Source organism: Paraburkholderia sp. J67, assembly GCF_905220265.1.
In the GTDB taxonomy this organism is placed as follows: domain Bacteria; phylum Pseudomonadota; class Gammaproteobacteria; order Burkholderiales; family Burkholderiaceae; genus Paraburkholderia.
Map to the genome: position 1 here is coordinate 264,545 of NZ_CAJMZK010000007.1, position 22,985 is coordinate 287,529.

The window sequence follows — 22,985 nt, forward strand, 5'->3', positions numbered from 1 at the left end:
CGCAACGTCCGGAAAGCGCCTACTCTTTGAATATCGGGCCACCCCACTGCCCGTCCGGACGTTCCGATGCGCGCTCATCGCCCCACCCGGGCGGCGGAGCACGACACGCTGCCGCCTCATCTTCGCCGTGCGCACTCGCGTTCGCTGGCGCGGGTACTACGCGCCGCCCTGTTCCTGACCTTGTTCGGCCTATGCGCTCTGGCCGCGCGCATGAGCGCCTGGGCCACGCCGCCCGCCGCCGTCGTCGTGATGACGGTCGATGGCGCGATCGGCCCCGCCAGCGCCGACTTCATCGTCCGCACGCTTGAACGTGCCGCGCAGCAGCATGCGGCGCTCGCGATTCTCCAGCTCGACACACCTGGCGGCCTCGACACCTCGATGCGCGAAATCGTCAAGGCGATCCTCGCCTCGCCCGTGCCGGTGGCCGCGTTCGTGGCCCCCGGCGGCGCGCGTGCCGCGAGCGCCGGGACCTACATCGTCTACGCCAGCCACGTCGCGGCGATGGCGCCCGGCACCAATCTCGGCGCGGCGTCGCCCGTGCAACTGGGCGCGGGTTCGACGCCGGGCATGCCTGGCGCCGCGCCCGCTTCGGGTGCCTCGGCGCCCCTGCCCTCCGACACCGCCTCGACCGAAACCCGCAAGATGACCCACGACGCCGCCGCGTATATCCGCGGCCTCGCGCAACTGCGCGGGCGCAACGCCGTGTGGGGCGAGCGCGCGGTGCGCGAGGCTGTGAGTCTGTCGGCTAGCGAGGCGCTCGATCAGCACGTGATCGACCTGATCGCCACCGATGCGGCCGATCTCGCCCGGCAGGTCGATGGCCGCGCCGTCGCCACCTCGGCGGGCAATGTGCGGCTGGCAACCGCCCACGCGCCGCTGGTGGCCGTCGCGCCGGACTGGCGCAGCCGCTTTCTCGCCATCGTCGCCGACCCCAATGTCGCGCTGATCCTGCTGACGCTCGGCATTTACGGCCTGGTGTTCGAATTCGCCAATCCCGGCTTCGTGCTGCCGGGCGTGGCGGGCGGCATCTGCCTGCTGGTCGGCCTCTTCGCCATGCAACTGTTGCCAGTGAACTACGCGGGCCTCGCGCTCGTGCTGCTGGGCCTCGCGTGCCTCGTCGCCGAGGCGTTCTTGCCGACCTTCGGCGTGCTGGGCTTCGGCGGCATCGTCGCGTTCGGCTTTGGCGCGCTGATGCTCATGGATACCGATGTGCCCGGCTATGGCATTCCGCTGCCGCTGATCGCGGGCCTCGCGCTAGGCGGCGTGGTGTTCGTGGCGGCGGTGTCCAGCCTCGCGCTGCGCGCGCGGCGCCAGCCCGTGGTGACGGGCGCGGAGGCGATGGTCGGCAGCCTGGGCGAGATCATCGACGAAGGGCTGCGCGTCGAACGCGCCGGATCAAACCTGAGTTCAGGCTGGGCGCGCGTGCATGGCGAGCGTTGGCGCGTGGCGTGCGCGGCGCCGCTCGCGACAGGCGCGCGGGTGCGGGTGACGGCGCGTCACGGCCTCACGCTGACCGTTGCGCCGCTGTCTCCAGTGGCCGATGCAACCACCCATCAAGAACAGCGGCAGGCACAAGAACAGGGAGGTAACTCACCATGATCGGCTTCACCTTCGGCTTTTCGAGTCTGCTGATCGTGCTCGCGGCGTTGCTCGCCGTCTCGGCGATCCGCATCTTCCGCGAATACGAGCGCGGCGTCGTCTTCATGCTCGGCCGCTTCTGGAAAGTCAAGGGGCCGGGCCTCGTGTTCATTCTGCCGATCGTGCAGCAGGCCGTGCGTATCGACCTGCGCACGGTCGTGTTCGACGTGCCGTCGCAGGACGTCATCACGCGCGACAATGTTTCGGTGAAGGTCAACGCCGTGGTCTATTTTCGCGTGGTCGACCCGGAAAAGGCCGTGATTCAGGTGGCGCGCTACGTCGAGGCCACGAGTCAGCTCGCGCAGACCACACTGCGCGCGGTGCTCGGCAAGCACGAACTCGACGCGCTGCTGGCCGAGCGCGAGCAACTGAACGCGGATATCCAGAAGACGCTCGACGCGCAGACCGACGCCTGGGGCATCAAGGTCTCAACCGTCGAAATCAAGCACGTGGACCTCAATGAAACGATGATCCGCGCCATTGCGCGCCAGGCCGAAGCGGAGCGCGAGCGCCGCGCCAAGGTGATTCACGCCGAAGGTGAACTACAGGCGTCCGAACAATTGCTACAGGCCGCACAACGACTCGCACTGCAACCGCAGGCGATGCAGCTACGCTATCTTCAGACGCTTACCACGATTGCCGCCGACAAGAATTCGACCATCGTTTTCCCGCTGCCGATCGACCTGCTCACGGCGCTGCTGGAACGGCTCGACGCGCGCAAAACCCCTTGATTTATTGCGCCGCAGCGAATGCGCGGGCCCGCACCGGCGTCGATCGAAGAGAGTTGGCAGTGCGGACGATTTTCGCCAATAATGCCCGAACATCCACTACTGGACGATGGCGATCATGGATTACAGTCCCGAAGCCATCCGCACAGTCGCATTGGTCGGTCATGCCGGCTGCGGAAAGACCTCGCTCGCCGAGGCCCTGCTCCATCAGAGCGGCGCGCTGCACGCACCCGGCAGCGTGAGCCGCGGCACGGCCCTGTGCGATTTCGATCCGCTCGAGCGCAAGTATCACCACTCGCTCAACTCCGCGGTCACCCACCTCGACTATCGCGACACGCGCATTTATCTGCTCGACACGCCCGGTTATCCCGACTTCGCAGGCCTCTCGATGGGCACGCTGCCGGCCGTCGAAACCGCGGCCATCGTGATCGACGCACGCACCGGCATCGAGATGACCACAGGCCGCATGATGGCCGCCGCCGAGGCGCGCAAGCTCTGCCGCCTGATCGTCGTGAATGGCATCGACGGTGAAAAAGTCGATCTGCCGGGGCTGCTCTCGCAGATCCAGGAGATGTTCGGCAAACAGTGCCTGCCGATCAATCTGCCCGCAAAAGGCGGCACCGATGTGGTGGACTGCTTCTTCAATCCGTCCGGCGAGGCGGATTTTTATTCGGTGGAAGCAGCGCACAATGCGCTCGTCGATCAGGTGATCGAACTGGACCCCGAATTAATGGAGCTGTATCTCGAACAGGGCGAGGCCATTCGCCCCGAGCAGTTGCACGAGCCGTTCGAGCGCGCGCTGCGCGAGGGCCATCTGGTGCCGGTCTGCTTCACCTCGGCGGCGACGGGCGCGGGCGTCACGCAATTGCTCGACGTGTTTGTGCGTCTACTGCCCAATGTCACCGAAGGCAATCCACCGCTCTTTTACCGCGAAGCCGGGGGCAAAACCGAACCCGTTCAGGCTGAGCCGCGCGCCGATAAACACGTACTCGCGCACGTCTTCAAGGTCGTGGTGGACCCGTATATCGGCAAAGTGGCCGTGTTCCGCATTCATCAGGGCACGCTCACGCGCGACAGCCAGCTCTATATCGGCAACGGTCGCCAGCCATTCAAGGTCGCGCATCTGCTGCTGTTGCAGGGCAAGGATCACACCGAAATCCCGCGCGCGGGACCGGGCCATATTTGCGCGGTGGCGAAAGCGGACGACATCGCATTTGGCGACGTGCTGCACGACGCGCCCGAGGACGGCAACATCCATCTCACGCCCCCCGCGTTTCCGAACCCGATTTACGGCCTCGCGATCGAGCCCGCGCGGCGCGGCAACGAGCAGCGCCTCTGGGACGTGCTGCAAAAGCTCGCCGCCGAAGATCCCTGCCTCTTGATCAGCCATCCGGCGGGCACCAACGAGACGGTCGTGCGGGGTCTCGGCGAACTGCATTTGCGCTACATGCTGGAGCGGCTCACCGAGCAGCACAAACTCGAAGTCGTCACGCGCCCGCCCACCATTGCGTGGCGCGAGACTATCGGCGGCAAGGCCGAGGGGCACTGCCGCCACAAGAAGCAAACCGGCGGCGCGGGCCAGTTCGGCGAAGTGATGCTGCGCGTGGAGCCGCTGCCGCGCGGCGCGGGCTTCGAATTCGTCGATGCGGTCAAGGGCGGCGCGATTCCCTCGCAGTTCATTCCGGCCGTCGAGAAAGGCATCCAGCAGGTCATCGACAATGGCCCGCTCGCGGGCTTCCCGATGCAGGACGTGCGCGTGATCGTGTTCGACGGCAAGAGCCATCCGGTCGATTCGAAGGAAGTCGCCTTCGTCACGGCCGGGCGCAAGGCCTTCATCGACGCCGTGCTCAAGGCACAGCCCGTGGTGCTCGAACCGATCGTCGACATCGAGGTGATGACGCCCGAAGCGGCGATGGGCGATGTGATCGGCGATCTGTCCTCGCGGCGCGGCCAGGTGCACGGCACGCGCACGGTGAATGGCAACGCGATGGTGATAGCGGGCAAGGTGCCGCTCGCCGAACTCAACGACTACCAGTCGCGCCTGAATGCGATGGCGGGCGGCAACGGCAACTACAGCATCCAGTTGAGCCACTACGATCCCGTGCCGCCGGGGCAACAGGACAAGCTCGCCGCGCAGCACAAGGCGCGCGGCGGCGACGTGGAGTGAAACTCGCGGCATAATCCCGGCTCCGCAGCGCTTCGTTGCACGTCACGGTACGGGAGAAGTTCGCGCTTCATGGCCGATTTATTCGCATCGCACGCGCAGCCGCGCACGCCGCTTGCGGAATCGCTGCGCCCGGCGAGTTTCGCCGACGTGATCGGCCAGTCGCATCTGCTCGGCGCGGGCAAGCCGCTGCAACGCGCATTCGCGAGCGGCGAAGCGCATTCGATGATTCTCTGGGGGCCACCCGGCGTCGGCAAGACCACGCTCGGACGCCTGGCCGCGCAGGCGTTCGATGGCGAATTCGTCGCGCTGTCCGCGGTGCTCGACGGCATCAAGGCGATCCGCGCAACCCTTGCGGGCGTGCAGGAAAGCTTTGCGCGTACCGGTCGCCGCACGATTCTCTTTATCGACGAAATTCATCGGCTCAATGCGAGTCAACAGGACGCGCTGCTGCCCTTCGTGCAGGCGGGCCGCGTGATCCTGATTGGCGCGACCACGGAAAACCCCAGTTTCGAAGTGAGCCGCGCGCTGCTCGCGCGCGTGCGCGTGCATGTGCTGCATCCGCTCGACGATGGCGATTTGCGCAAGTTGCTCGAACGTGCGTGCGAGCGCGCGCTGGCCGATCTCGACTTCGACGCGCTCGCCGTGCAAACGCTGGTCCGTTACGCCGATGGTGACGCGCGACGGCTCCTGAACCTGCTGGAGCAGATTCGCACCCTGGCGAGCGCGACGGGTACGCACGCTATCGACGAAAGCTTCGTCTCCGGCATGCTCACGCGCGGCGCGCGACGCTTCGACAAGGGCGGCGAACAGTTCTACGACCAGATTTCGGCGCTGCACAAATCCGTGCGCGGCTCGAACCCCGATGCCGCGCTTTATTGGCTCACGCGCATGCTCGATGGCGGCGTGAAGCGCAGCTATCTGGCGCGACGCATCATCGCGATCGGCTGGGACGATATCGGTCTCGCCGATCCGCGCGCTCTGCGCTACGCGAGCGATGCAGTGAAGGCGAGCGAAATGCTCGGCGGCGAGGAAGGCGATCTCGCGCTTGCACAAGCGGTGCTGATGCTGGCCTGTGCGGCCAAAAGCAACGCGGGCGGGATGGCGTTCACGCAGGCGCGCGGGTTCGTTGCGCAGGACCGCGCGCGGCCGGTGCCCACGCATTTGAGCGTGGCAGCGCAGGCTCTGAGTGCGACGGGCGACGCGCGCACGGCGTATCGGAATCCGCATGAGGAGCCGCAGGGTTATGCGGCGGGACAACGCTATTTGCCCGATGGCGTGGGGCTAACCCAGTGGTATCGGCCCGTGCCGCGCGGGCTGGAGGCGCGCTTCGCCGATCGGCTGGACTGGCTGAGAGGGCTGGATGAGGAGGCGTGGGAGGGAGATTGACGCATTGTACAATGAAAAGTACAATGTTTTGCTTGGTGGAAGCTAGTCGCACTGTCCGGTGTTCCACTGCAACGGGCCTGGCTGGGGCTAATCAACCGCCAACCGCCAATTTCCAACAGCCCATTGCCCACTTTGCCGGGATCGGACAGGGTCCCTTGGAGCTCACGATGAACATCCTGACTTTCAGTGAGGCGCGAGCCGGCCTGAAACAGGCGATGGACGATGTCTGCCGCGATCACGAACCCGCCGTGATCACACGACAGCGCGGCGAGCACGTTGTGCTTATTTCGCTCGAAGACTTCAATAGCATGCAGGAGACGCTGCATCTGCTGGGGTCGCCCACCAATGCGAAGCGTCTGAGCGAATCCATCACCGAATTCAACGCTGGCAAGCCCTTCAAGCGAGGCTTGATCGATGAACCAGCAGCAGAAGAAAAAGGCCCGAAACAAGGCCGAGGCACTAAACGCAGTTGAAGTCGCGTGGTCAAGCCACGCCTGGGACGATTATCTGCACTGGCAAGCCACGGATATGGCAATCGTGCGCGAAATCAACAACCTTCTGGAAGAGATCTCCCGCGACCCTGCTCGCGGCACCGGCAAGCCCGAGCCCTTGAAGGGCAACCTCACGGGTTTCTGGTCTCGCCGGATCACCAAGGCCGATCGCCTCGTCTATATCGTGCAAGACGGCGTGACCTATGTCATGCAGTGCCGATATCACTACGGTTGATGCAGGAAGCACTGGCAACGGTGCTTTTCGGCGGTCCTTCATGACCCACAACCACCACGAGATACGGAATGACAACGAAATTCGACGAAGCCACAACAGCAGCCATCGCTACATTCGCCCAACTGGACATCTACACGGCCGTGCAGGCGATGCGTGCCGAGGCCGACTACGACCGCGAACGCGACCTGTGGATCACTCGTTACATCGATGACCACGGCGGCGGCGCGGACGATGCGCAATACGACGCCTTGCACGCCCAAGCCCAAACCACCCCGGAATACGCGCAATTCATCGATGCCGTGCGCAAGGAACTCCTCGAATACTTCGAAGTGACCGACGAACAACTCGACTGCATGGTCCTGCTGCGCAACGACGACACCGACGAGCTGTGGGCGGAAATCAACCGGCAGCGCAACGCGCTGGGAACCGGCGAAGTACGCGGCGATCTCTGATCATCGCTTTCCAAATCGGCTCCAGACGCATCCCTATGCGTCCGATAAACGTTCCGACCCCGCCTACCGAATAACCGCACCGACATAACCGCCATGCCCTGAGGCGCATTGGAGAAGCCCCTGCGCGCGGCGTAATATACGTGCGATCATATCGATCCGTTTTTCGATCCACTGATTGCCGCATTCGCCCCGGAGACCCGACGATGGATATCGCGCAGACCGCCGCCCGCCCTGCCGCCTCGACCACCCCGACCGGCGAAGCGACCACGTTGCGGCTCACGGGCCGCCTGCTGCGCCCGCAGGCGCTCACGCTCGACGCCTTGCGCGCCTTCCCGGCCGTGACCTGCGCGCCCTTCGATCTGCGCTGCTACACGACGCAACGCTTCATCCGCACCGTCGAGCCGTATCGCGGCGTCCTGCTGACCGATCTGATCGAGCACGCCGGACTGCACTGCAAAGTCCACGGCGAATTCAAGCGGATGATCTTTCTCGCGATTGGCCACGACGGCTATGCCGTGCCCTTCAGCTGGCACGAGTTGTTCAATTCGCCGGTGGGCAAGCAGGCCATCGTCGCCTACGAATGCGGCAGCACGCCGCTCACCGAAGAAAGCGGCGCGCCGCTGCTCTTTTCCGGCGCGGACCTCGTGCCCGCGCCGCGTCACCTCAAGCGGCTCGCGCGCATCGACGTGCGCGTGATGACGATTTAACGGCCTGCCGAATCGCCTAGATCCACCGTCAGCTTGCGCCAGCCGCCGTCGCGCTGATCCGCGACGATGCGGCCTGCGCCCAACGCGATCGGACGCACCTCACTAACCGGCAGGTGCAATTCGACCGTCGATGCGAGGAACGCAGCATCCCCTTCGCGATCGACCGTGATCGCGAGCGTGGCCACGCTGCCCTGCACAGCAATGCGCCACGACCCGCAAACCCCATCGCGCCACGCGTGCGTTTCGCCATCGTCCTCGATGTAGCGCGTGATCGCACTGCCCTCACCCGCCATCGGCGCAACGATAAACGCGCGACGATCGGCACGCTGGCCGAAGTGCTGCTCGGCGACGTTCAACGCAATCACGCCGCCTTCGCGTATCAGCATGACCGGTGCATCCCACGGCGCGGGCAGCGTCACGGTCTGGCCGCCTTCAAAGGCCGCGCCGCTCCAGTAGTCGTACCAACGCGCGCCCGCCGGCAGATACACTTGCCGCTCATGCTGACCCGCCTCCACGACCGGCGCGACCAGCAGCGACGCGCCCAGCATCATGTCGTCGCACTCGGCATAGCACTGTGCGTCCGCGGGGAATTCGGCGAAGGTCGGGCGCAGCACCGGTTCGTAATGCGCGCTGGAATCGTGCAGCAGTTGATAGAGGTACGGAATCAGGCGATAGCGCAGTTTCAACAGATTCGCGATCCGCGGCGTGAGGTCGGGATACATCCACGGCTCGTTGACGGTGCCATCGTCGTTCCATGAGTGAATGCTGAAACGCGGCATGAACACGCCAAACTGCACCCAGCGGATACACAGTTCCGGCTCGGGCGCAGGCCCCGCGAAGCCGCCAATATCGTGGCCGATGTTCGACACGCCGGAAAGCGCGAGCCCCAGTCCCATCTTGAGGTTGTAGCGCAGCGTCTCCCATGAAGTCGCGTTGTCGCCCGACCACGTCTGTACATAACGGTGCATGCCAACGCACCCCGAACGCGACACGAGGAACGGCCGTTTGTCAGGCGCATAAGCGCGTTGCGCATCGCGCGAGGCGCGCATCATCAGCAGCGTCTGCAACACCTTGGCTTCGCGCGCGGGAAACGGCTTGCCGAAACCGTGCGCCAGCGCATTGGGCGTCCAGATTTCGAATTCGTTGTTGTCGTTCCAGGTCGAGGCGATGCCGTAGCGCAGCAGCGTATCGGTCACACGCGCCTTCCACCACGCCACCGTGGCGGGGTTCGTGAAGTCCAGATAGGCGCCCACTTCGTCCCAGAACTGCACCCAGGCCGGCTCGCCATCGGCGGCCTGGATCAAGAGGCCTTCGCGCCGCGCGTGCGCGAACTCGGGATGGTCGCGCAGCAGGCAGGGCTTGATGTTCGCACACAGCTTGACGCCGTGGTCGAGATAGCGCTGCACGAAACGCTCGACATCGGGAAACTTCTCGCGATTCCAGTTGAACACATAACGCTTCGCGCCGATCGACGTATAGCCCGACGAAAGATGGAACGAATCGCACAGGATGTCGTGTTCGGCGCAGCGCGTGGTGAACTCGTTCATGCGCGCCTGGGCGTCGGGCGCGTCGGTGTAGGTCATCGTCGAGCCCGAATAGCCGAGGCCCCATTTCGGCATCAGCGCCGGGCGGCCCGTCATCCATGTGAAGCGCCGCACCGCATTCAGAGGCGTGCCCGCCGAGGCGATGAAGTAGTAATCGAGATCGCCATGATCGGCCACGAAATGGCGATAGTGGCCGTGGTAATTGTCGAGCTCGCGGCCCATGTCGAAGGTGCAATCGGCGAGCGTGTCGTAGAACAGGCCATAGCCCGTGCGCGTTTGCGCGCGCCATGTCACGTAAAACGGAATGTGCTTGTAGAGCGGGTCCGTGTTCTTCGCGCTGTAACCCATCGCATCGACGTTGGTCATGCGGAACGACTGATTGGCGCGATCGAGCGCGCCCGCGCGCTCGCCCAGACCGAGATACATCTCGCCGGGAAGGCGGCGCACGTAGTGATAGGCGCGCTCGTCCCACCAGCCGAAGTTATAGGCCTGCGTGGGGCGATCTTCGAGCGCCACGCACCATTCGTCATCCTGACGAATTTCCCATGAACAGAAACCGCCGTCGAGCTTTACGGTCAGGCGGATCTTTGCCGTATTCACGCGCAGACAGTCGGGCGTAATCTCGCTGACGTAGTGCGGCAGCGTAAAGCCCGATACATCGAGGCGGTCACGGCCTTCGAACGGCACGTCGTCCATTCCGGGCGCGATGGCCCAGGTGCGCGGGCCGCGTGGCTGGCCGTCGGGCAGCACACGAACCCGCACGATATCGTCTTCGAGCACGAAGATATCGACGCTCGCCCCCTCCTCGCTTTGCAGCGTCAGTCGATTGTGCGCCTCTTCGACCAGGCGGAAAAATGGGGGATTCAATAACGATGCCATCTGGCGTTTCCTCGTGATCTCATGGTCGTCAGAAGGTCGTCGCGATGCCGAGCATCCCGACGAATTGCGAGCGGGTGGACGAAGGCGTCGAGTTTTGCGAATCGCCCACGTTCGGTACGGCGTCGACGATCGCGCCATTCGAGCCGAGCGTCTGCCCGCTCGCGTGCTGCCACGCCTGCAAGGCGTAGAGCGTCGTGCGCTTGGACAGGTGATACGCCTCTTTGAGCGAGACCTGCTGATAGCGCGCGGAGCTCGCGACGCCGTTGGCCTTCGATGCCAGCGTCCACGCATAGCCCGCGCCCATATCGAAGGCGGGCGTGATGCGATACGACGCGAACCCGCCGTAGGTGTTGAACACGGCGGTATCCCTGAACGCCGAAGCGCCGCCGGACAAATATTCGACGTTGGTGTAACTCAGGCCTAGCGTCAAACCGCCTGTGGTCCACGTTCCGGCAATCGCCGCGTTCTGCACCGCGCGCGCGGAGAGATAGCCCGCATTGAGCGCCGACGCAGCGAACGAGCCGCTCGCACCGGGATCGAAACCCGCCGTGCGGCCGGTATTGTTCAAGCGCAGGAAGCCCGCCGCGAGATTGACGCCGCCAATCGCGTAACGCACCGCGCCGCTCCAGCTCTGCCCCGCGCCGATATTGCCGGGTATGCCGCTCAGCCCATAGAGCGCGCTCGCGCTGAAGCCTTGCCAGGTGGGCGAGGTCCACGTCACCGAGTTGTTGATGCGCACGGTCGTGTCGAGGCTGTCGATATCGCCGGGATGCGCGCCCGTTGCCCCCGTCAGCCAGGCGCTCGACGCCAGCGGGCCGACGAACTGGAAGTACGGCGTGTACTGCCGGCCCGCGGTGAGCGTGCCCCAGCTCTTGTTTTGCAGGCCCACATAGGCCTGGCGATTGAACAGCAGGCCCGCCGACGACGCGGTGCCGTTATTCGGATCGAAGCCGGCTTGCACGTCGAAGATCGCGCTGGTGCCACCGCCGAGATCTTCCGCGCCCTTGAAGCCGAACTTCGATGCGTAGAGATTCCCTTGCCGCAGATAGACGTTTGAGTGGCCCTTCTGGTTGTTGACGTAGGCGATCGAGTCGTCGAGTACGCCGTAAAGCGTGACGCTCGATTGCGCTTGCGCGCCCTGTCCAATCATGGCCGCACCGATGGATGCGCCTGCAACCAGCCACGTCTTGAGTGCCCGACTGCGATACGAGAAGTGTGAATTTTTCATCTTGTTCTGGTGTCTCTATTTTTTATCGTAGGGAGTCCGATGCGTTTTACCGACCGGATAGCTCATGAAGTCGCCAGCGCAGCGCGCGCCGCTCTCGTCTGGCCGCGTATCAGCACGATCAGCAAGCCCGCGCCAATCAGGTCGAATGCGCCAAGGCACGCGAACAGCGGCCCGAATCCGACCTTGTCGGCCAGCGCGCCCACCACCAGCGAAAAGCTCAGGCCGCCGATCCACGCCGCCATGCCGCCAAAACCGCTGGCCGTGGCGACTTCGTCGGGATCGAAGACATCGGCGGACAGCGTGTTGACGAGCGTGGACAGCATCTGATGCGCGAAGCCGCCCAGGCAGAACAGCGCGATCGCCATATACGGCGAAGCGACGAGGCCAATACACGCGGGACCGATCATCATGAACGCCCCAAGCACCACGCCCGCCACGCGCGACCACAGCAGCGGCACGCGGAAAAAGCGCATGAGGAACGGCGAAAGATAGCCGCCGAGAATGCCGCCCAGGTCCGCCGCGAGGAACGGCAGCCACGCGAAGATCGCAATCTGCTTGAGATCCATGTGGCGTTCGGTGGCGAGATAGAGCGGAATCCAGAAGCTGAAGGTCTGCCAGGCGGGTTCGGCGAAAAAGCGCGGCAGCGCGATGGCCCAGAAGCGCCGCGAGCCGAGAATATCGAGCACGGGGCGGCGGTTCACCGATGCCACGCGCGCCTGACCGCTTTCGATCAGGTTGAGCTCCTGAGCGGAAATACGCGGATGCTGCGCCGGCGAGCGATAGAGGAAGTACCAGACGCCCGCCCAGACAAACCCGAGCGCGCCCGTCGCCACGAATGCCGACTGCCAGCCATAGTGCAGCGAAAGAAACACGACCACGGGCGGCGCGAGCAAGGCGCCCAGCGACGTGCCCGCATTGAAATAGCCCACCGCGACGGACTTCTGCCGGTCGGGGAACCACTCGGCCACGGCCTTCATGCCCGAGGGAATCGCCGCGGCCTCGAACACGCCAAGCAGGCCACGCATCGCGCCAAGCGACATCCAACTCGTGGCGAAGCCATGCAGCACGCCGGTAGCGGACCAGAGCGCCGCGAACAGCGCGAAGCCCAGGCGCAGCCCGATCAGGTCCACGATGATGCCGCACACCGGCTGCATGATCGTGTAGCCCACCTGGAACGCGGCCACCACATACGAATACTGCTGCGTGGACATGTTGAGCTCGCCCTTCAACTCGGGCGCGAGTACGCCGAGCGAGTTGCGCGTGAGGTAATTCATGATCGTGCCGATGCAGACCAGCGCGATGATCCACCAGCGCAATCCTTTGACGCCTTGCGAGACTGTCTCCATACCGCTTGTCTCCATGTTGTTTTGATCTGTTACGTTGTCGTATGACTATCCGGGTAAAGATTCCGGATTTTTTACCTTGCATGCGCGAAGCATCGCTTGGCGACTTTAAGGCCAGACCGATCCTATGTTCGCATTCGAACGCAGTCAATAGCCAAAATCCCTCCAAACGAACAGAAACGAAAATCTTGGCGCTGCATCATTAGATACGACGTCAGACATCTATAAAGATTGCAAAATAAGCGCTGCGCGCAAGCAATGTCTGACAGCGTGTGTTTGCGCCGTGAAACGGCGTTGGGTGTGACGGGAAGAGGCAGGCAGTTAGTTGCAGAACAGAAGCGCAAAGCGGCGCCATTCAGGCACCGCTCCCGGCTAATGGAGACGCGCGGGTTCGCGTCAGTCGGCGTCGCCACGGCGCAGCGGCGCGCGGCTCTTCTCGTTGTTGATGTGCACGAACTTGGAGAGCAGCGTGAGGAAGGTCTCCTGCTCCTGCGCAGACAGCGTCTGCATCATGCGCCGGCGCAACTCGTGCACCGAGGGCACGAGACTCTCCAGCAGCGCCGCGCCCGCCTCGCTCAGACGCAGCAGGCGTACGCGCTTGTCCTCGGGCGGCGTGAAGCGCTCGATCAGCCCTTTTTCTTCGAGTCGCACGGCAAGCGTCGCCGTCGTCGAATTGTCGAGCGCGCAGTAACGCGCGAGCGTCACCTGATCGATATCCGGATGGTCCTGGAGAATGCGCAGCGCCGCGTACTGCACCGGCGTGATGTCGGGCCCAAGCACGGTGTGGAACATCGACACCGCGATTTGATGCGCGCGGCGAATCAGGTGCCCCGGTTGCTCGTAGAGATCGGTGGACAGTTCGTCTTTCTTCTTTTTGCGCGCCCGTGTCGCTGGCCGCGATGCCGTACTGCTCATGGAATGTCCTCTGGTCAAACGGTGCTGCATCGCGCCCGTTTCTATTCCGTGAATTTTAACGCATCGCATGCAGAGCTTATGACCTGCCTGTGTCGGGATCGAAGCCGCTCCTACCAGGGAAGGTACGGAAAGCCTCCTCGATTAACGTTATGTACACTGAACGTTAGATATTAAGCATGCTGAATACTTTCAAACCATTGCAAAGTCCAGAACAGGGAGACATCGTGTTTGCACTCAATCAGTGGTACATCGCCGGTTTTAGTTGGGAACTCGATCACGCCGCGCCTCTCGCACGTACGCTGTTGAACAAGCCGATCGTGCTATTTCGCACCCCTGATGGACGAGCCGCCGCACTGGAGGATCGTTGCTGCCATCGCTCGCTTCCGCTGTCGTTCGGCACGATCGAAGCACGCGGTCTGCGCTGCGGCTATCATGGTCTGCTATTCGGTGCTGACGGCGCCTGCCTGGAAATCCCCGGTCAGGACAAGGTACCCGGAAAATGCCGGGTTCCGGCCCATACCCTGGTCGAGAAGGACCGGATTCTCTGGATCTGGTTTGGCGATGCCGATCACTCCACGCCGCTGCAAGACCCGCCCGACTATCCGTGGCATGCCGACCCGCGCTACGAATTTCGCGGCGATGTCTACCACTACGAGGCGCCGTATCAGCTCATTCACGACAACCTGCTCGATCTGAGCCACCTCGGATACGTGCACCTGCGCACGATCGGCGGCGATCCCTCGACGCACATGCAGGCCGAGATGAAAGTCGAAAGCGCCGGCAACAGCGTGCGCGTCGTGCGCCATATGCGCGAATCGAAGCCGCCCGCGACCTATGCCGCCGCATGGCCGTTCGCCGACCGGATCGACCGCTGGCAGGAAATCGAATTCGAGGTGAGCCATCTGCGCATCTGGACCGGCGCGGTGGACGCCAATACGGAATCGCTCGACGACCCGGCGCGCGGCGGCTTCCATATGCGCGGGCTGCACGGCGTCACGCCAGAGACGGATAGCACGACGCACTACTTCTGGACCATGTCCACCAACCGGCGGCCCGACGGCGGCAGCAATATGGACCAGGTTTTCGAGCAGACTGCGCTGACTTTCGAAGAAGACAAGATCGTGATCGAAGCCCAGTATCACAACCAGCAGCGTTTCGGCGCGGGGCCGCAGATCGACATTCATGTCGATGTGGGCGCCAACCGCGCGCGCCGTATCATCGCGGGTCTTACGAAAGCACCCACTATCAGCTTGTCTTCTACGCGTTAATCCGCAGTCACCCCGCCGCGCACCCGCAACGGTGCGCGGCTCTGCTCGTTGTTCAGATCGACGAACTTGCGCAGCAGGCGGATCAGTTCGCTGGCGTCGCCTTCGTCCATGCCTTCGAACAACCCTGCGCGCAGCGACTCCACCGATGGCGTCAGCTTCATCAGCAGCGCCTCGCCCGCTTCGGTGAGCGCAAGCCGCCGCTGACGTCGCGCGAGCAACTCGCGCACGATCCAGCCTTTCGCCTCCAGACGCGCGGCGAGTTCCGCCGTCGTCGACGTATCGAGCGCCACACGCTGCGCGAGCGTCACCTGATCGATGCCCGGCGCTTCGTGCAGCATACGCAGCACAGCGTACTGCACAGGGGTGACGTCGCGCCCCATCTTCTCCAGAAACAGCGCAACCGCGATCTGATTCGCCCGGCGGATCAGGTGGCCCGCGTCGTCGTAAAGATCGAGCTTGCGCGTGCGCGCGTGAAGGTCGTCGTGGTTTGCCTCAATTGTTGCCATGAGAGAGCGCTCAGCAAAAGCGTTACGGGAAAACCAGCATACCGCACCGCTTGCCGGCCGGGGAATCGGTAAGTACACTGAACGTCATTCAGTGTACGGAATGATTGACCGACGAGTCGATCCTTCCCCGCGCGACGACAAACTCATCCCCAAGGAGACGCAAGGTGTTTCTCAAGAACGCATGGTATGTGGCGTGCACGCCCGACGAGTTCGCGCAGAAGCCGCTGGGCCGCACGATCTGCGGCGAGGCGATGGTGTTCTACCGCGCCGCAGGCGGCAAGGTGGCGGCGCTGGAAGACTTCTGCCCGCATCGCGGCGCGCCGCTCTCGCTCGGCTTCGTGCGCGACGGCACCCTCGTGTGCGGCTATCACGGTCTGGAGATGGGCTGCCAGGGCAAAGCCACAGGCATGCCGGGTCAGCGCGTGAACGGCTTTCCGGCCGTGCGCAGCTTTCCAGTGATCGAGCGCTACGGTTTCATCTGGGTGTGGCCCGGCGACGCCGCAGCAGCCGATCCCACCAAACTCCACGCGTTGCCGTGGGCCGAAGATCCCGCGTGGGCCTATGGCGGCGGCCTCTATCACATCGGCTGCGATTACCGCCTCATGATCGACAACCTGATGGACCTCACGCACGAGACCTACGTGCACGCGAGCAGCATCGGCCAGAAGGAAATCGACGAAGCGCCGCCCAAGACCACGAGCGAAGGCGACGAAGTGGTGACGAGCCGCTTCATGGAAAACATCATGGCGCCGCCGTTCTGGCGCATGGCGCTGCGCGGCAACGGTCTCGCCGACGATGTGCCCGTGGACCGCTGGCAAATCTGCCGCTTCTCGCCGCCCAGCCACGTAATGATCGAAGTGGGCGTGGCGCATGCGGGGCACGGCGGTTATCACGCGCCCGCGCAATACAAGGCGTCGTCGATCGTGGTGGATTTCATCACGCCGGAAACCGAATCGTCGATCTGGTATTTCTGGGGCATGGCGCGCAATTTCCAGCCTGGCGACGCCGCGCTCACCGACCAGATTCGCGAAGGCCAGGGCAAGATCTTCTCCGAAGACCTCGAAATGCTGGAGCGCCAGCAGCGCAATCTCGAAGCGTGGCCGCAGCGCAAGCTGCTCAAGCTCAATATCGACGCTGGCGGCGTGCTTTCGCGCAAGGTCATCGACCGGCTGCTCGCCGCCGAACGCGACACCACCACCACGACGGCCACGGAGGCATGATGTCGGACGCCACGCTCAACGTCACCGTCGCGCGCAAGTGGAACGAAGCTCAGGATATCTACGGATTCGAGCTCGTCAATGCGGACGGCACGTCACTGCCCGCTTTCAGCGCGGGCGCGCATATCGACGTGCATCTGCCCGGTGGCCTGATACGCCAATACTCGCTGTGCAACGATCCCGCCAGCACGCAGCGCTATCACATTGCAGTATTGCGCGATGAGAACGGTCGGGGCGGCTCGCGTGCGATTCATGATCGGGTCGAACAAGGCGACGCCTTGAAAATCAGCGCGCCGCGCAATCATTTCCCGCTCGCGCACGGTGCGCCCCATCATCTGCTGATCGCGGGCGGCATCGGCATCACGCCCATTCTGTGCATGGCGGAGCGCCTGTTTCGCGCCGACGAAGCCTTCAACCTTCACTACTGTGCGCGCTCGCGCGCGCGCACGGCGTTCGTCTCGCGCATCGCGGCGTCGCCTTTCGGCGAGCGCGCGGCGTTTCATTTCGACGATGAGGCGCAAGCGCAACGCTTCGATATCGCGGCCACGCTCGCGAATGCGCCCACGGGCAGTCATCTGTACGTGTGCGGCCCGCGCGGCTTCATGGATGCCGTGCTCGCCGAGGCGCGCCGCCAACAGTGGGACGAAACGCGTCTGCACTATGAGTTCTTCGGCGCTGTGGTCGAGCAGTCGGCCACCGACGCTGCGTTTCAGGTGCGTATTGCGAGCAGCGGCGCGACCCTCGATGTGCCGGCAGGCCGCACCGTGATCGAAGTGCTCGCGGCGAACGGCGTGGAGGTGCTGACGTCGTGCGAACAAGGCGTGTGCGGCACCTGCCTCACGCGCGTGATCGAAGGTCAGCCCGACCATCGCGACGCCTACCTCACCGACGAAGAAAAGGCGGCGTGCGATCAGTTCCTGCCGTGCTGTTCGCGCTCGCGCACGCCGCTGCTCGTGCTCGATCTCTAGACGCCGCGCGTCAAAGGGAGAATTAAACGGCGCTCGCGAGCATCGCGTGCAGCAGCACGTTCGCGCCCGCTTCGGCCCACTCGGGCGTGATCGCTTCGCCTTCGTTGTGGCTCAAACCATCGACGCAAGGGATAAAGATCATGCCCGTGGGCGCGACGCGCGCCAGATAGCAGGCGTCGTGTCCCGCACCCGAAACGATCTCGGCATTCGACAGGCCGAGCGCATCGGCGGCGTTGCGCACGGCTTCGATACATTCCGGCGCGAACGGCACAGGCGCGTAGTCGAAAATCTGCTCGATTGTGTGGCCGAGATGCGCTTCCTGCGCCACGCGCGTGAGTTCTGCACGCAACGCGGCGTCCATCTGCGCCAATACTTCGGACTGCGGATGACGAAACTCCACCGTGAAAAAGCAGCGCCCCGGCACGGTGTTGCGCGAGTTCGGCTTCGCCTCGATCATGCCGACGGTCGCGCGGCCGTGCGGCGCATGGCTGCGCCCGAGCGACTCCACGAACGCGATCATGCGCGCTGCGCCAACCAGCGCGTCACGACGCAGATCCATCGGCGTGGTGCCCGCGTGCGCATCCACGCCGGTGAGTTCGATTTCGTACCAGCGCTGCCCTTGCCCCGCGGTGACGACGCCAATCGTCTTGCCGCTGCGTTCGAGAATCGCGCCTTGTTCGATATGCAATTCGTACGCGGCATGAACCGGCGTACCGCCCACCGGCTCCTCACCCGCATAGCCGATTTGCGCGAGTGCTTCGCCGATCGTCGTGCCCGACGCATCCGTGCGTGACAGTCCATATTCGAGCGGATACACGCCCGCATAGACGCCCGAGGCAATCATCGCGGGCGCAAAGCGCGAACCTTCCTCGTTGGTCCAGATCACCACTTCGAGCGGGTGATCCGTCTCGATGCCCGCGTCGTTGAGCGCGCGCACGACCTCGAGGCCGCCCAGCACGCCGTAGATACCGTCGTAGCGGCCGCCCGTGGGCTGGGTATCGGCATGCGAGCCGGTCAGCACGGGGGCGGCCTGTGGATCGCGGCCCGCGCGCCGCGCGAAGATATTGCCCATGCGGTCGACGCGAATCGTGCAACCGGCTTCACGCGCCCATTGCACGAACAGATCGCGGCCCTCGCGGTCGAGGTCGGTGAGCGCGAGGCGGCAGACACCGCCTTTGGGCGTCGCACCGATCTGCGCCATGCGTTCGAGCGATTCCCAAAGGCGCGCGCCGTTCACGCGCAGCGCGGCCCGATTCGTTTGGTCGTGCTCAGACATCGGCTTTCCCCCCGAGACCGTCATCGCGCATGCGGTAGCGGAAATCGCAGCGCTTGCCGCCCTGCATGATGGTGCTCGTGCGCGTGAGTTCGACGCGCGGATCGTAGCCCGCGATGAATTCGCTATCGCGCGCGCAACTCAGCAGATGACCGATTTCGCCGAGTCCCATCGCGTGATACATCTCAGCATAGCTGCAACGCTTCACGTCGTAATCGTAGGCATCCGCGTCGGCGCGCAACGTCTCCACGTCGAGCGCGTCGTCCTTCTCCCAGAGCACCTGGAGGGCGACGAAGGAAGCGATGCTCGTGCCGTTCGGCTCGCGCTGCGCGAACTGCTGACCCGCTTCGATCGCCGCACCGCGCACGGCCTCGGCGATCACAGCCTGCGCGCGCTCGGCGCCGAAGTCGCGCTTGAGGATCTCGTAGATCGGCTTGATGATTTCGGCCTCGATGCGGCGGCGCGCAAGAATGCCCAGCGTTTCGCCGTTCACGCCTTCATCATGTTGATCGTTTTGCTGCGTCATGATCTTCTCCTCGAGCTTCAGTGCGCAGCGGCTTTTGCGCCGCCGCCGAGCACATCGACCACGGCCCACTTGCCGCTGCGCACCTGATAAATCGTGTACGCCGGGTCCTTGAGATTGCCTTGCGCATCGAAGGCGATGGTGCCCGTCACGCCGTCGCGGCGGATCGTGTGCAGCGTCGCGACGATCTTCTTCGGGTCGGTCGAATTGGCTTGCTGCGTGGCCGCGATGATCGTGGCCGCCGCATCGTAGGCGAACGGCGCGTGCAGTTCGATCGGCGCATGCCAGCGCGCACGATATTGCGCGTCGAAAGCAGGACCGCCCGGCATACGGTCGAGCGGACGGCCCGGCTCCAGCGCCGTCACGCCCTCGCCTGCCGGCCCGGCGAGCTTGAGGAAAGTCTGGCTGACGAAACCGCCCGCGCCCAGCAGCGGTGCCTGAATATGCAGCTGACGCATGCGACGCACGAGCGGCGCGGCCTCCACATCGATCCCGCCGAGGAAGATCAGATCGGGGCGCTTGCCCTTGATTTCGGTGAGCACGCCGCTGAAGTCGATGGTCTTGTCGGTCACGTACTGGTGATCGATCACGGTGCCGCCATTGGCCTGCACGCCCTTGATGAACTGGTTCGCGAGTCCCGCGCCAAAGGCGGTCTGATCGTCGATCACGACGATGCGCTGCGCCTTGAGCGTCCTCACGGCATAGGCGCCCGTGTAGGCGCCGCTGTCGTCGTCGTGACCCATGATGCGGAACGACGTGTCGAAGCCTTGCAGTGTGTATTGATGCCCCGTGGAGGCTGGCGCAATCTGCGCGATGCCCGCGTCGTGATAGACGTGTGCGGCCGGCACGCTGCAGCCGGTATTCCAGTGCCCCACCACGCCGATCACATGACGATCGACGAGTTGCTGCGCGACGGTGACGGCCGTGCGCGGGTCCGATTGATCGTCAGCGCTCGCGAGCTTGTAGACGACCGGCTTGCCGCCGATGCTCGGATGCTTCGCGTTGGCGTCGTCGATGGCGAGTTGCGCGCCGTTTTCCAGATCCTTGCCGATCCGCGCGGAACCGCCGGTGAGCGGCGCGGCGAGACCAATCAAAACGACCTGTTCATCCTGGGCGCGCGCGGCGCTAGCGAAAAGCGTCGCGGCCAGCGCGGCGATCGGCAACAACAGCAGGGCTTTCTTTTTCATGTGCGTGTAGTGGCGTGCGTATTCATGTATGCGGGGAACGGCCAGGCGCGGGTTGCGCTGCCGTCGAATCATGAAAAAGATTACGGTTTGATGCGAAACCGCCTAAATTATCTTTAGTTCGATCAATATTCCAGCGCGCAGAGATAGCCAGTAAACCCATGATCTAACGATATAAATCGCAATTTAACCAGCTACAATGCCGTTCGATATAATTCGATACATGAATAAAATTCAGCAGATTGCCGATGATCCACCGTTGCGCGCCGTGCGTGCCTTCGAGGCGTTCGCTCGCCACGGCTCGGTTGTCGCGGCGGCGCGCGAACTGGACATCACGCCCTCGGCGGTGAGCCATCAACTGCAATTGCTCGAGTCCTTCGTGCAGACGCCGCTTACCGTGCGCAGCGGCCGCTCGCTCATCCTCACGGACGAAGGACGCGACTACTATCGCTCGATCAGCGCGGCGTTTTCGGTGTTGCGCAGCGCGACGGGCTTCGTGCGCGAGCGCTCCTCGCGCCGCCAGATCACGATCAGTCTGATTCCGTTGTTCGGCATCGGCTGGTTCATTCCGCGCCTGCACGACTTCCTCGACGCCAACGAAGACGTGGACGTCACCGTGCTCTACGCGAACCACCGCAACTACCGCAGCGACGCCGCCGATCTGTCGATCCGCTTCGGCACCGGCGACTGGATCGGCTATACGAGCACGCCGCTGCTTTCGGGCGCAGTGGTGCCCGTGTGCACGCCGCGTTTTATGCGCCGCTACGGGCCGCTGCGCAAGCCCGCCGATCTCGCGAGCGTGCCGCTCGTGCATGACGAAGACCGCAGCACCTGGGCGAACTGGCTGCAAAGCGCGGGCGCGCGCCACGTCACGCGCACCGAAGGTCCGCTCTTCGAGGATGGCCAGTTGACCTTGAGTGCGGCACTGGCCGATCTGGGCGCGGCGCTGATACGCGCGCCGCTGGTTTCGCGCGAGCTGGCATCGGGCGCGCTGCACAAGCTGTTCGATCACGAACTGGACGATGGGCGTCATTATTACCTCTGCTGGCGCGCCGACGCGGAAATGCCGAACGGCGCGCAGCGGCTCGCACAATGGCTGCTGGAGTCGGCAAAAAACGCCTGATTGCGTAGCGGCCATTGCTGTGTGCGTGCGATCAGAAGCGATGCCGCATGCCGAGCGCCACCACCACCTGATTGCTGTTCGACGAAGGCGTGAGCGTGTACACGGATGCATCGAATACGGCGTTATTGCGTCCACCGCTCACGCTTTGATACACGCCTTCCAGATAGAGGTCGGTACGCGGCGTCACTGACTTGTCGATCTGCGCGACTACCTGGTTCCACTTGGGCCGTGCGGAGCCCGCACCCGCATCGAAACGCGCCTGCGTATAGGTGTAGGCCGCCGACACATAGAGCGAGGGCGTGACGGCGTAGCGTCCGTCGATCGAGTAGTTGTCGAAAATGATCGTGTTGCCTTTGAGCGTCGCGATCTTGCCGCCCTGATAGAGGCCCGTGACATCGTCGGTGGCCGAATGGGTCCAGCTCACGCCCACCGAATGCGGGCCGAACGCGTAGCGCGCGCCCACCGCCACGATCAGTTGATCGCCGCCCGTGACGGTCGCGGAGCCGTCGGTCACGCTCACCGCGCCCTCCGGGTTGGCGACGTGCCCGTCGCGGTTGATCTTGAGGAAGGCCGCGCCCGCCTTGAAGGGGCCATTCGCATACGACAGGCCCGCGCTATAGGCGGCATTGTTGCCGAAGCTGCCCGGCGTGTTCGAGAAGCCATACATCGCGCCCGCCGTGAAGCCGCGATACGTTTCGCTCGTATAACGCACGGCGTTGTTGATGCGGATGTTCTGGATCGAATCGTCGTTGTCGTAGGGGTGCATCGCCAGATTGCCGCCCCAGCCCGAACCGGCCGCGCCCAGCGGCGTGACGAAGGTGAGAATGAAGTCGTACTGGCGGCCCATCGTGAACGTGCCATAACCGTTCGCGCGTAGGCCCACATAGGCCTGACGCCCGAACAGATTGCCGCCGTTGCTGGTCTTGCCGTTGACCGACGAGAAACCGCTTTCCAGCATAAAGATGGCCGATGCGCCGCCGCCCAGGTCCTCGCTGCCGCGCAGGCCCCATCGCGACGCGCTGAGGTTGCCGCTGTTCATCGACACGTTGCTGCTGCCCGACGAACCCGCACCGTTGGTGCGCTGGTTATTTACATAGGATATCGAAGTATCAATCAAGCCGTAGAGCGTGACGCTACTCTGCGCGTGAGCAACACCCGTGCTCAGGCCGCCAAGGCAGGCGACGCAGGTGGAGAGGACTTTCCTGTTCAT

General features: G+C 64.1%; 21 protein-coding genes. 12 read left to right on the forward strand and 9 right to left on the reverse strand.

Annotation, left to right across the window (positions count from 1 at the left end):
* The first annotated feature begins 66 nt into the window (after positions 1 to 66).
* From U5782_RS16405 to U5782_RS16440, 8 genes are all read left to right on the forward strand, one after another.
* On the forward strand, positions 67 to 1,599 hold the full coding sequence (locus U5782_RS16405; protein ID WP_322044895.1) for a nodulation protein NfeD: 1,533 nt from the start codon (positions 67 to 69) through the stop codon (positions 1,597 to 1,599).
* Positions 1,596 to 2,369: a slipin family protein gene (locus U5782_RS16410; protein ID WP_322044896.1), complete on the forward strand. Its 774-nt coding sequence runs from the start codon at positions 1,596 to 1,598 to the stop codon at positions 2,367 to 2,369. Before U5782_RS16405 ends, U5782_RS16410 begins: the two co-directional genes overlap by 4 nt.
* 115 nt (positions 2,370 to 2,484) lie before the next feature.
* Complete coding sequence (gene fusA / locus U5782_RS16415; protein ID WP_322044897.1) at positions 2,485 to 4,533, forward strand: elongation factor G; 2,049 nt, start codon at positions 2,485 to 2,487, stop codon at positions 4,531 to 4,533.
* Between the two features lie 69 nt (positions 4,534 to 4,602).
* Positions 4,603 to 5,919: a replication-associated recombination protein A gene (locus U5782_RS16420; RefSeq protein WP_322044898.1), complete on the forward strand. Its 1,317-nt coding sequence runs from the start codon at positions 4,603 to 4,605 to the stop codon at positions 5,917 to 5,919.
* 167 nt (positions 5,920 to 6,086) lie between these two features.
* Entirely contained in the window at positions 6,087 to 6,392 is a 306-nt protein-coding gene (locus U5782_RS16425) for a type II toxin-antitoxin system prevent-host-death family antitoxin (protein WP_322044899.1), read from the forward strand.
* Positions 6,334 to 6,645: a Txe/YoeB family addiction module toxin gene (locus U5782_RS16430; protein WP_322044900.1), complete on the forward strand. Its 312-nt coding sequence runs from the start codon at positions 6,334 to 6,336 to the stop codon at positions 6,643 to 6,645. Before U5782_RS16425 ends, U5782_RS16430 begins: the two co-directional genes overlap by 59 nt.
* Positions 6,646 to 6,713: 68 nt before the next feature.
* On the forward strand, positions 6,714 to 7,097 hold the full coding sequence (locus tag U5782_RS16435; protein WP_322044901.1) for an ATP-dependent protease: 384 nt from the start codon (positions 6,714 to 6,716) through the stop codon (positions 7,095 to 7,097).
* A gap of 203 nt (positions 7,098 to 7,300) precedes the next feature.
* Positions 7,301 to 7,804 carry a molybdopterin-dependent oxidoreductase gene (locus tag U5782_RS16440; protein WP_322044902.1) on the forward strand — a complete coding sequence of 168 codons (504 nt, stop codon included), beginning with the start codon at positions 7,301 to 7,303 and terminating at the stop codon, positions 7,802 to 7,804.
* On the opposite strand, the gene U5782_RS16445 is transcribed toward U5782_RS16440, so the two are convergent.
* The 4 genes from U5782_RS16445 to U5782_RS16460 form a co-directional block, all read right to left on the reverse strand.
* The gene (locus U5782_RS16445; protein ID WP_322044903.1) at positions 7,801 to 10,227 is read right to left on the reverse strand and encodes a glycoside hydrolase family 31 protein; all 2,427 of its coding nucleotides are present in this window, start codon (positions 10,225 to 10,227) and stop codon (positions 7,801 to 7,803) included. The genes U5782_RS16440 and U5782_RS16445 overlap by 4 nt on opposite strands.
* Before the next feature lie 28 nt (positions 10,228 to 10,255).
* Positions 10,256 to 11,455, reverse strand: a complete 1,200-nt coding sequence (locus U5782_RS16450) for a porin (protein WP_415914343.1) — start codon at positions 11,453 to 11,455, stop codon at positions 10,256 to 10,258.
* Between the two features lie 62 nt (positions 11,456 to 11,517).
* Entirely contained in the window at positions 11,518 to 12,801 is a 1,284-nt protein-coding gene (locus tag U5782_RS16455; protein ID WP_322044904.1) for an MFS transporter, read from the reverse strand.
* Between the two features lie 393 nt (positions 12,802 to 13,194).
* On the reverse strand, positions 13,195 to 13,713 hold the full coding sequence (locus U5782_RS16460; protein ID WP_322044905.1) for a MarR family transcriptional regulator: 519 nt from the start codon (positions 13,711 to 13,713) through the stop codon (positions 13,195 to 13,197).
* Between the two features lie 176 nt (positions 13,714 to 13,889).
* Between U5782_RS16460 and U5782_RS16465 the strand changes: the two genes are divergently transcribed.
* Positions 13,890 to 14,981, forward strand: coding sequence for a Rieske 2Fe-2S domain-containing protein (locus tag U5782_RS16465; RefSeq protein WP_415914344.1), 1,092 nt, complete (start codon positions 13,890 to 13,892; stop codon positions 14,979 to 14,981).
* Here U5782_RS16465 and U5782_RS16470 read toward each other — a convergent pair.
* A complete protein-coding gene (locus U5782_RS16470; RefSeq protein WP_322044907.1) occupies positions 14,978 to 15,487 on the reverse strand; it encodes a MarR family winged helix-turn-helix transcriptional regulator in 510 nt (169 codons plus the stop codon). The two genes, U5782_RS16465 and U5782_RS16470, sit on opposite strands and share 4 nt — an antisense overlap.
* Positions 15,488 to 15,651: 164 nt before the next feature.
* Here U5782_RS16470 and U5782_RS16475 point away from each other — a divergent pair, with 164 nt between their 5' ends.
* Both U5782_RS16475 and U5782_RS16480 read left to right on the forward strand, forming a co-directional pair.
* Positions 15,652 to 16,707, forward strand: a complete 1,056-nt coding sequence (locus U5782_RS16475; RefSeq protein WP_322044908.1) for an aromatic ring-hydroxylating dioxygenase subunit alpha — start codon at positions 15,652 to 15,654, stop codon at positions 16,705 to 16,707.
* Entirely contained in the window at positions 16,707 to 17,672 is a 966-nt protein-coding gene (locus U5782_RS16480; RefSeq protein WP_322044963.1) for a PDR/VanB family oxidoreductase, read from the forward strand. Before U5782_RS16475 ends, U5782_RS16480 begins: the two co-directional genes overlap by 1 nt.
* 22 nt (positions 17,673 to 17,694) lie before the next feature.
* Here U5782_RS16480 and U5782_RS16485 read toward each other — a convergent pair whose 3' ends face one another.
* Genes U5782_RS16485 through U5782_RS16495 form a run of 3 tightly spaced genes read right to left on the reverse strand, consistent with a single transcriptional unit; the run spans position 17,695 to position 20,655 of the window.
* Positions 17,695 to 18,948 carry a Zn-dependent hydrolase gene (locus U5782_RS16485; RefSeq protein WP_322044909.1) on the reverse strand — a complete coding sequence of 418 codons (1,254 nt, stop codon included), beginning with the start codon at positions 18,946 to 18,948 and terminating at the stop codon, positions 17,695 to 17,697.
* Positions 18,941 to 19,471 carry an L-2-amino-thiazoline-4-carboxylic acid hydrolase gene (locus U5782_RS16490; protein WP_322044910.1) on the reverse strand — a complete coding sequence of 177 codons (531 nt, stop codon included), beginning with the start codon at positions 19,469 to 19,471 and terminating at the stop codon, positions 18,941 to 18,943. Before U5782_RS16490 ends, U5782_RS16485 begins: the two co-directional genes overlap by 8 nt.
* A gap of 17 nt (positions 19,472 to 19,488) precedes the next feature.
* Positions 19,489 to 20,655 carry a branched-chain amino acid ABC transporter substrate-binding protein gene (locus tag U5782_RS16495; RefSeq protein ID WP_322044911.1) on the reverse strand — a complete coding sequence of 389 codons (1,167 nt, stop codon included), beginning with the start codon at positions 20,653 to 20,655 and terminating at the stop codon, positions 19,489 to 19,491.
* Positions 20,656 to 20,875: 220 nt separating this feature from the next.
* Between U5782_RS16495 and U5782_RS16500 the strand changes: the two genes are divergently transcribed.
* Positions 20,876 to 21,775, forward strand: a complete 900-nt coding sequence (locus U5782_RS16500) for a LysR substrate-binding domain-containing protein (RefSeq protein ID WP_322044912.1) — start codon at positions 20,876 to 20,878, stop codon at positions 21,773 to 21,775.
* A 31-nt stretch (positions 21,776 to 21,806) separates the two neighbouring features.
* Here the strand turns inward: U5782_RS16500 and U5782_RS16505 are convergent, their stop codons facing one another.
* Positions 21,807 to 22,985 (reverse strand): porin, encoded by a 1,179-nt coding sequence (locus U5782_RS16505; protein ID WP_322044964.1) that lies wholly within the window; start codon positions 22,983 to 22,985, stop codon positions 21,807 to 21,809.

Coding starts and splice junctions, on each gene's coding strand:
- U5782_RS16445 (WP_322044903.1), bottom strand. CDS start 10,227: ATGGCATCGTTATTGAATCCCCCATTTTTCCGCCTGGTCGAAGAGGCG.
- U5782_RS16440 (WP_322044902.1), top strand. CDS start 7,301: ATGGATATCGCGCAGACCGCCGCCCGCCCTGCCGCCTCGACCACCCCG.
- U5782_RS16405 (WP_322044895.1), top strand. CDS start 67: ATGCGCGCTCATCGCCCCACCCGGGCGGCGGAGCACGACACGCTGCCG.
- U5782_RS16485 (WP_322044909.1), bottom strand. CDS start 18,948: ATGTCTGAGCACGACCAAACGAATCGGGCCGCGCTGCGCGTGAACGGC.
- U5782_RS16425 (WP_322044899.1), top strand. CDS start 6,087: ATGAACATCCTGACTTTCAGTGAGGCGCGAGCCGGCCTGAAACAGGCG.
- U5782_RS16450 (WP_415914343.1), bottom strand. CDS start 11,455: ATGAAAAATTCACACTTCTCGTATCGCAGTCGGGCACTCAAGACGTGG.
- U5782_RS16490 (WP_322044910.1), bottom strand. CDS start 19,471: ATGACGCAGCAAAACGATCAACATGATGAAGGCGTGAACGGCGAAACG.
- U5782_RS16460 (WP_322044905.1), bottom strand. CDS start 13,713: ATGAGCAGTACGGCATCGCGGCCAGCGACACGGGCGCGCAAAAAGAAG.
- U5782_RS16500 (WP_322044912.1), top strand. CDS start 20,876: ATGAATAAAATTCAGCAGATTGCCGATGATCCACCGTTGCGCGCCGTG.
- U5782_RS16470 (WP_322044907.1), bottom strand. CDS start 15,487: ATGGCAACAATTGAGGCAAACCACGACGACCTTCACGCGCGCACGCGC.
- U5782_RS16430 (WP_322044900.1), top strand. CDS start 6,334: ATGAACCAGCAGCAGAAGAAAAAGGCCCGAAACAAGGCCGAGGCACTA.
- U5782_RS16455 (WP_322044904.1), bottom strand. CDS start 12,801: ATGGAGACAGTCTCGCAAGGCGTCAAAGGATTGCGCTGGTGGATCATC.
- U5782_RS16465 (WP_415914344.1), top strand. CDS start 13,890: ATGCTGAATACTTTCAAACCATTGCAAAGTCCAGAACAGGGAGACATC.
- fusA (WP_322044897.1), top strand. CDS start 2,485: ATGGATTACAGTCCCGAAGCCATCCGCACAGTCGCATTGGTCGGTCAT.
- U5782_RS16410 (WP_322044896.1), top strand. CDS start 1,596: ATGATCGGCTTCACCTTCGGCTTTTCGAGTCTGCTGATCGTGCTCGCG.
- U5782_RS16480 (WP_322044963.1), top strand. CDS start 16,707: ATGTCGGACGCCACGCTCAACGTCACCGTCGCGCGCAAGTGGAACGAA.
- U5782_RS16420 (WP_322044898.1), top strand. CDS start 4,603: ATGGCCGATTTATTCGCATCGCACGCGCAGCCGCGCACGCCGCTTGCG.
- U5782_RS16495 (WP_322044911.1), bottom strand. CDS start 20,655: ATGAAAAAGAAAGCCCTGCTGTTGTTGCCGATCGCCGCGCTGGCCGCG.
- U5782_RS16435 (WP_322044901.1), top strand. CDS start 6,714: ATGACAACGAAATTCGACGAAGCCACAACAGCAGCCATCGCTACATTC.
- U5782_RS16505 (WP_322044964.1), bottom strand. CDS start 22,985: ATGAACAGGAAAGTCCTCTCCACCTGCGTCGCCTGCCTTGGCGGCCTG.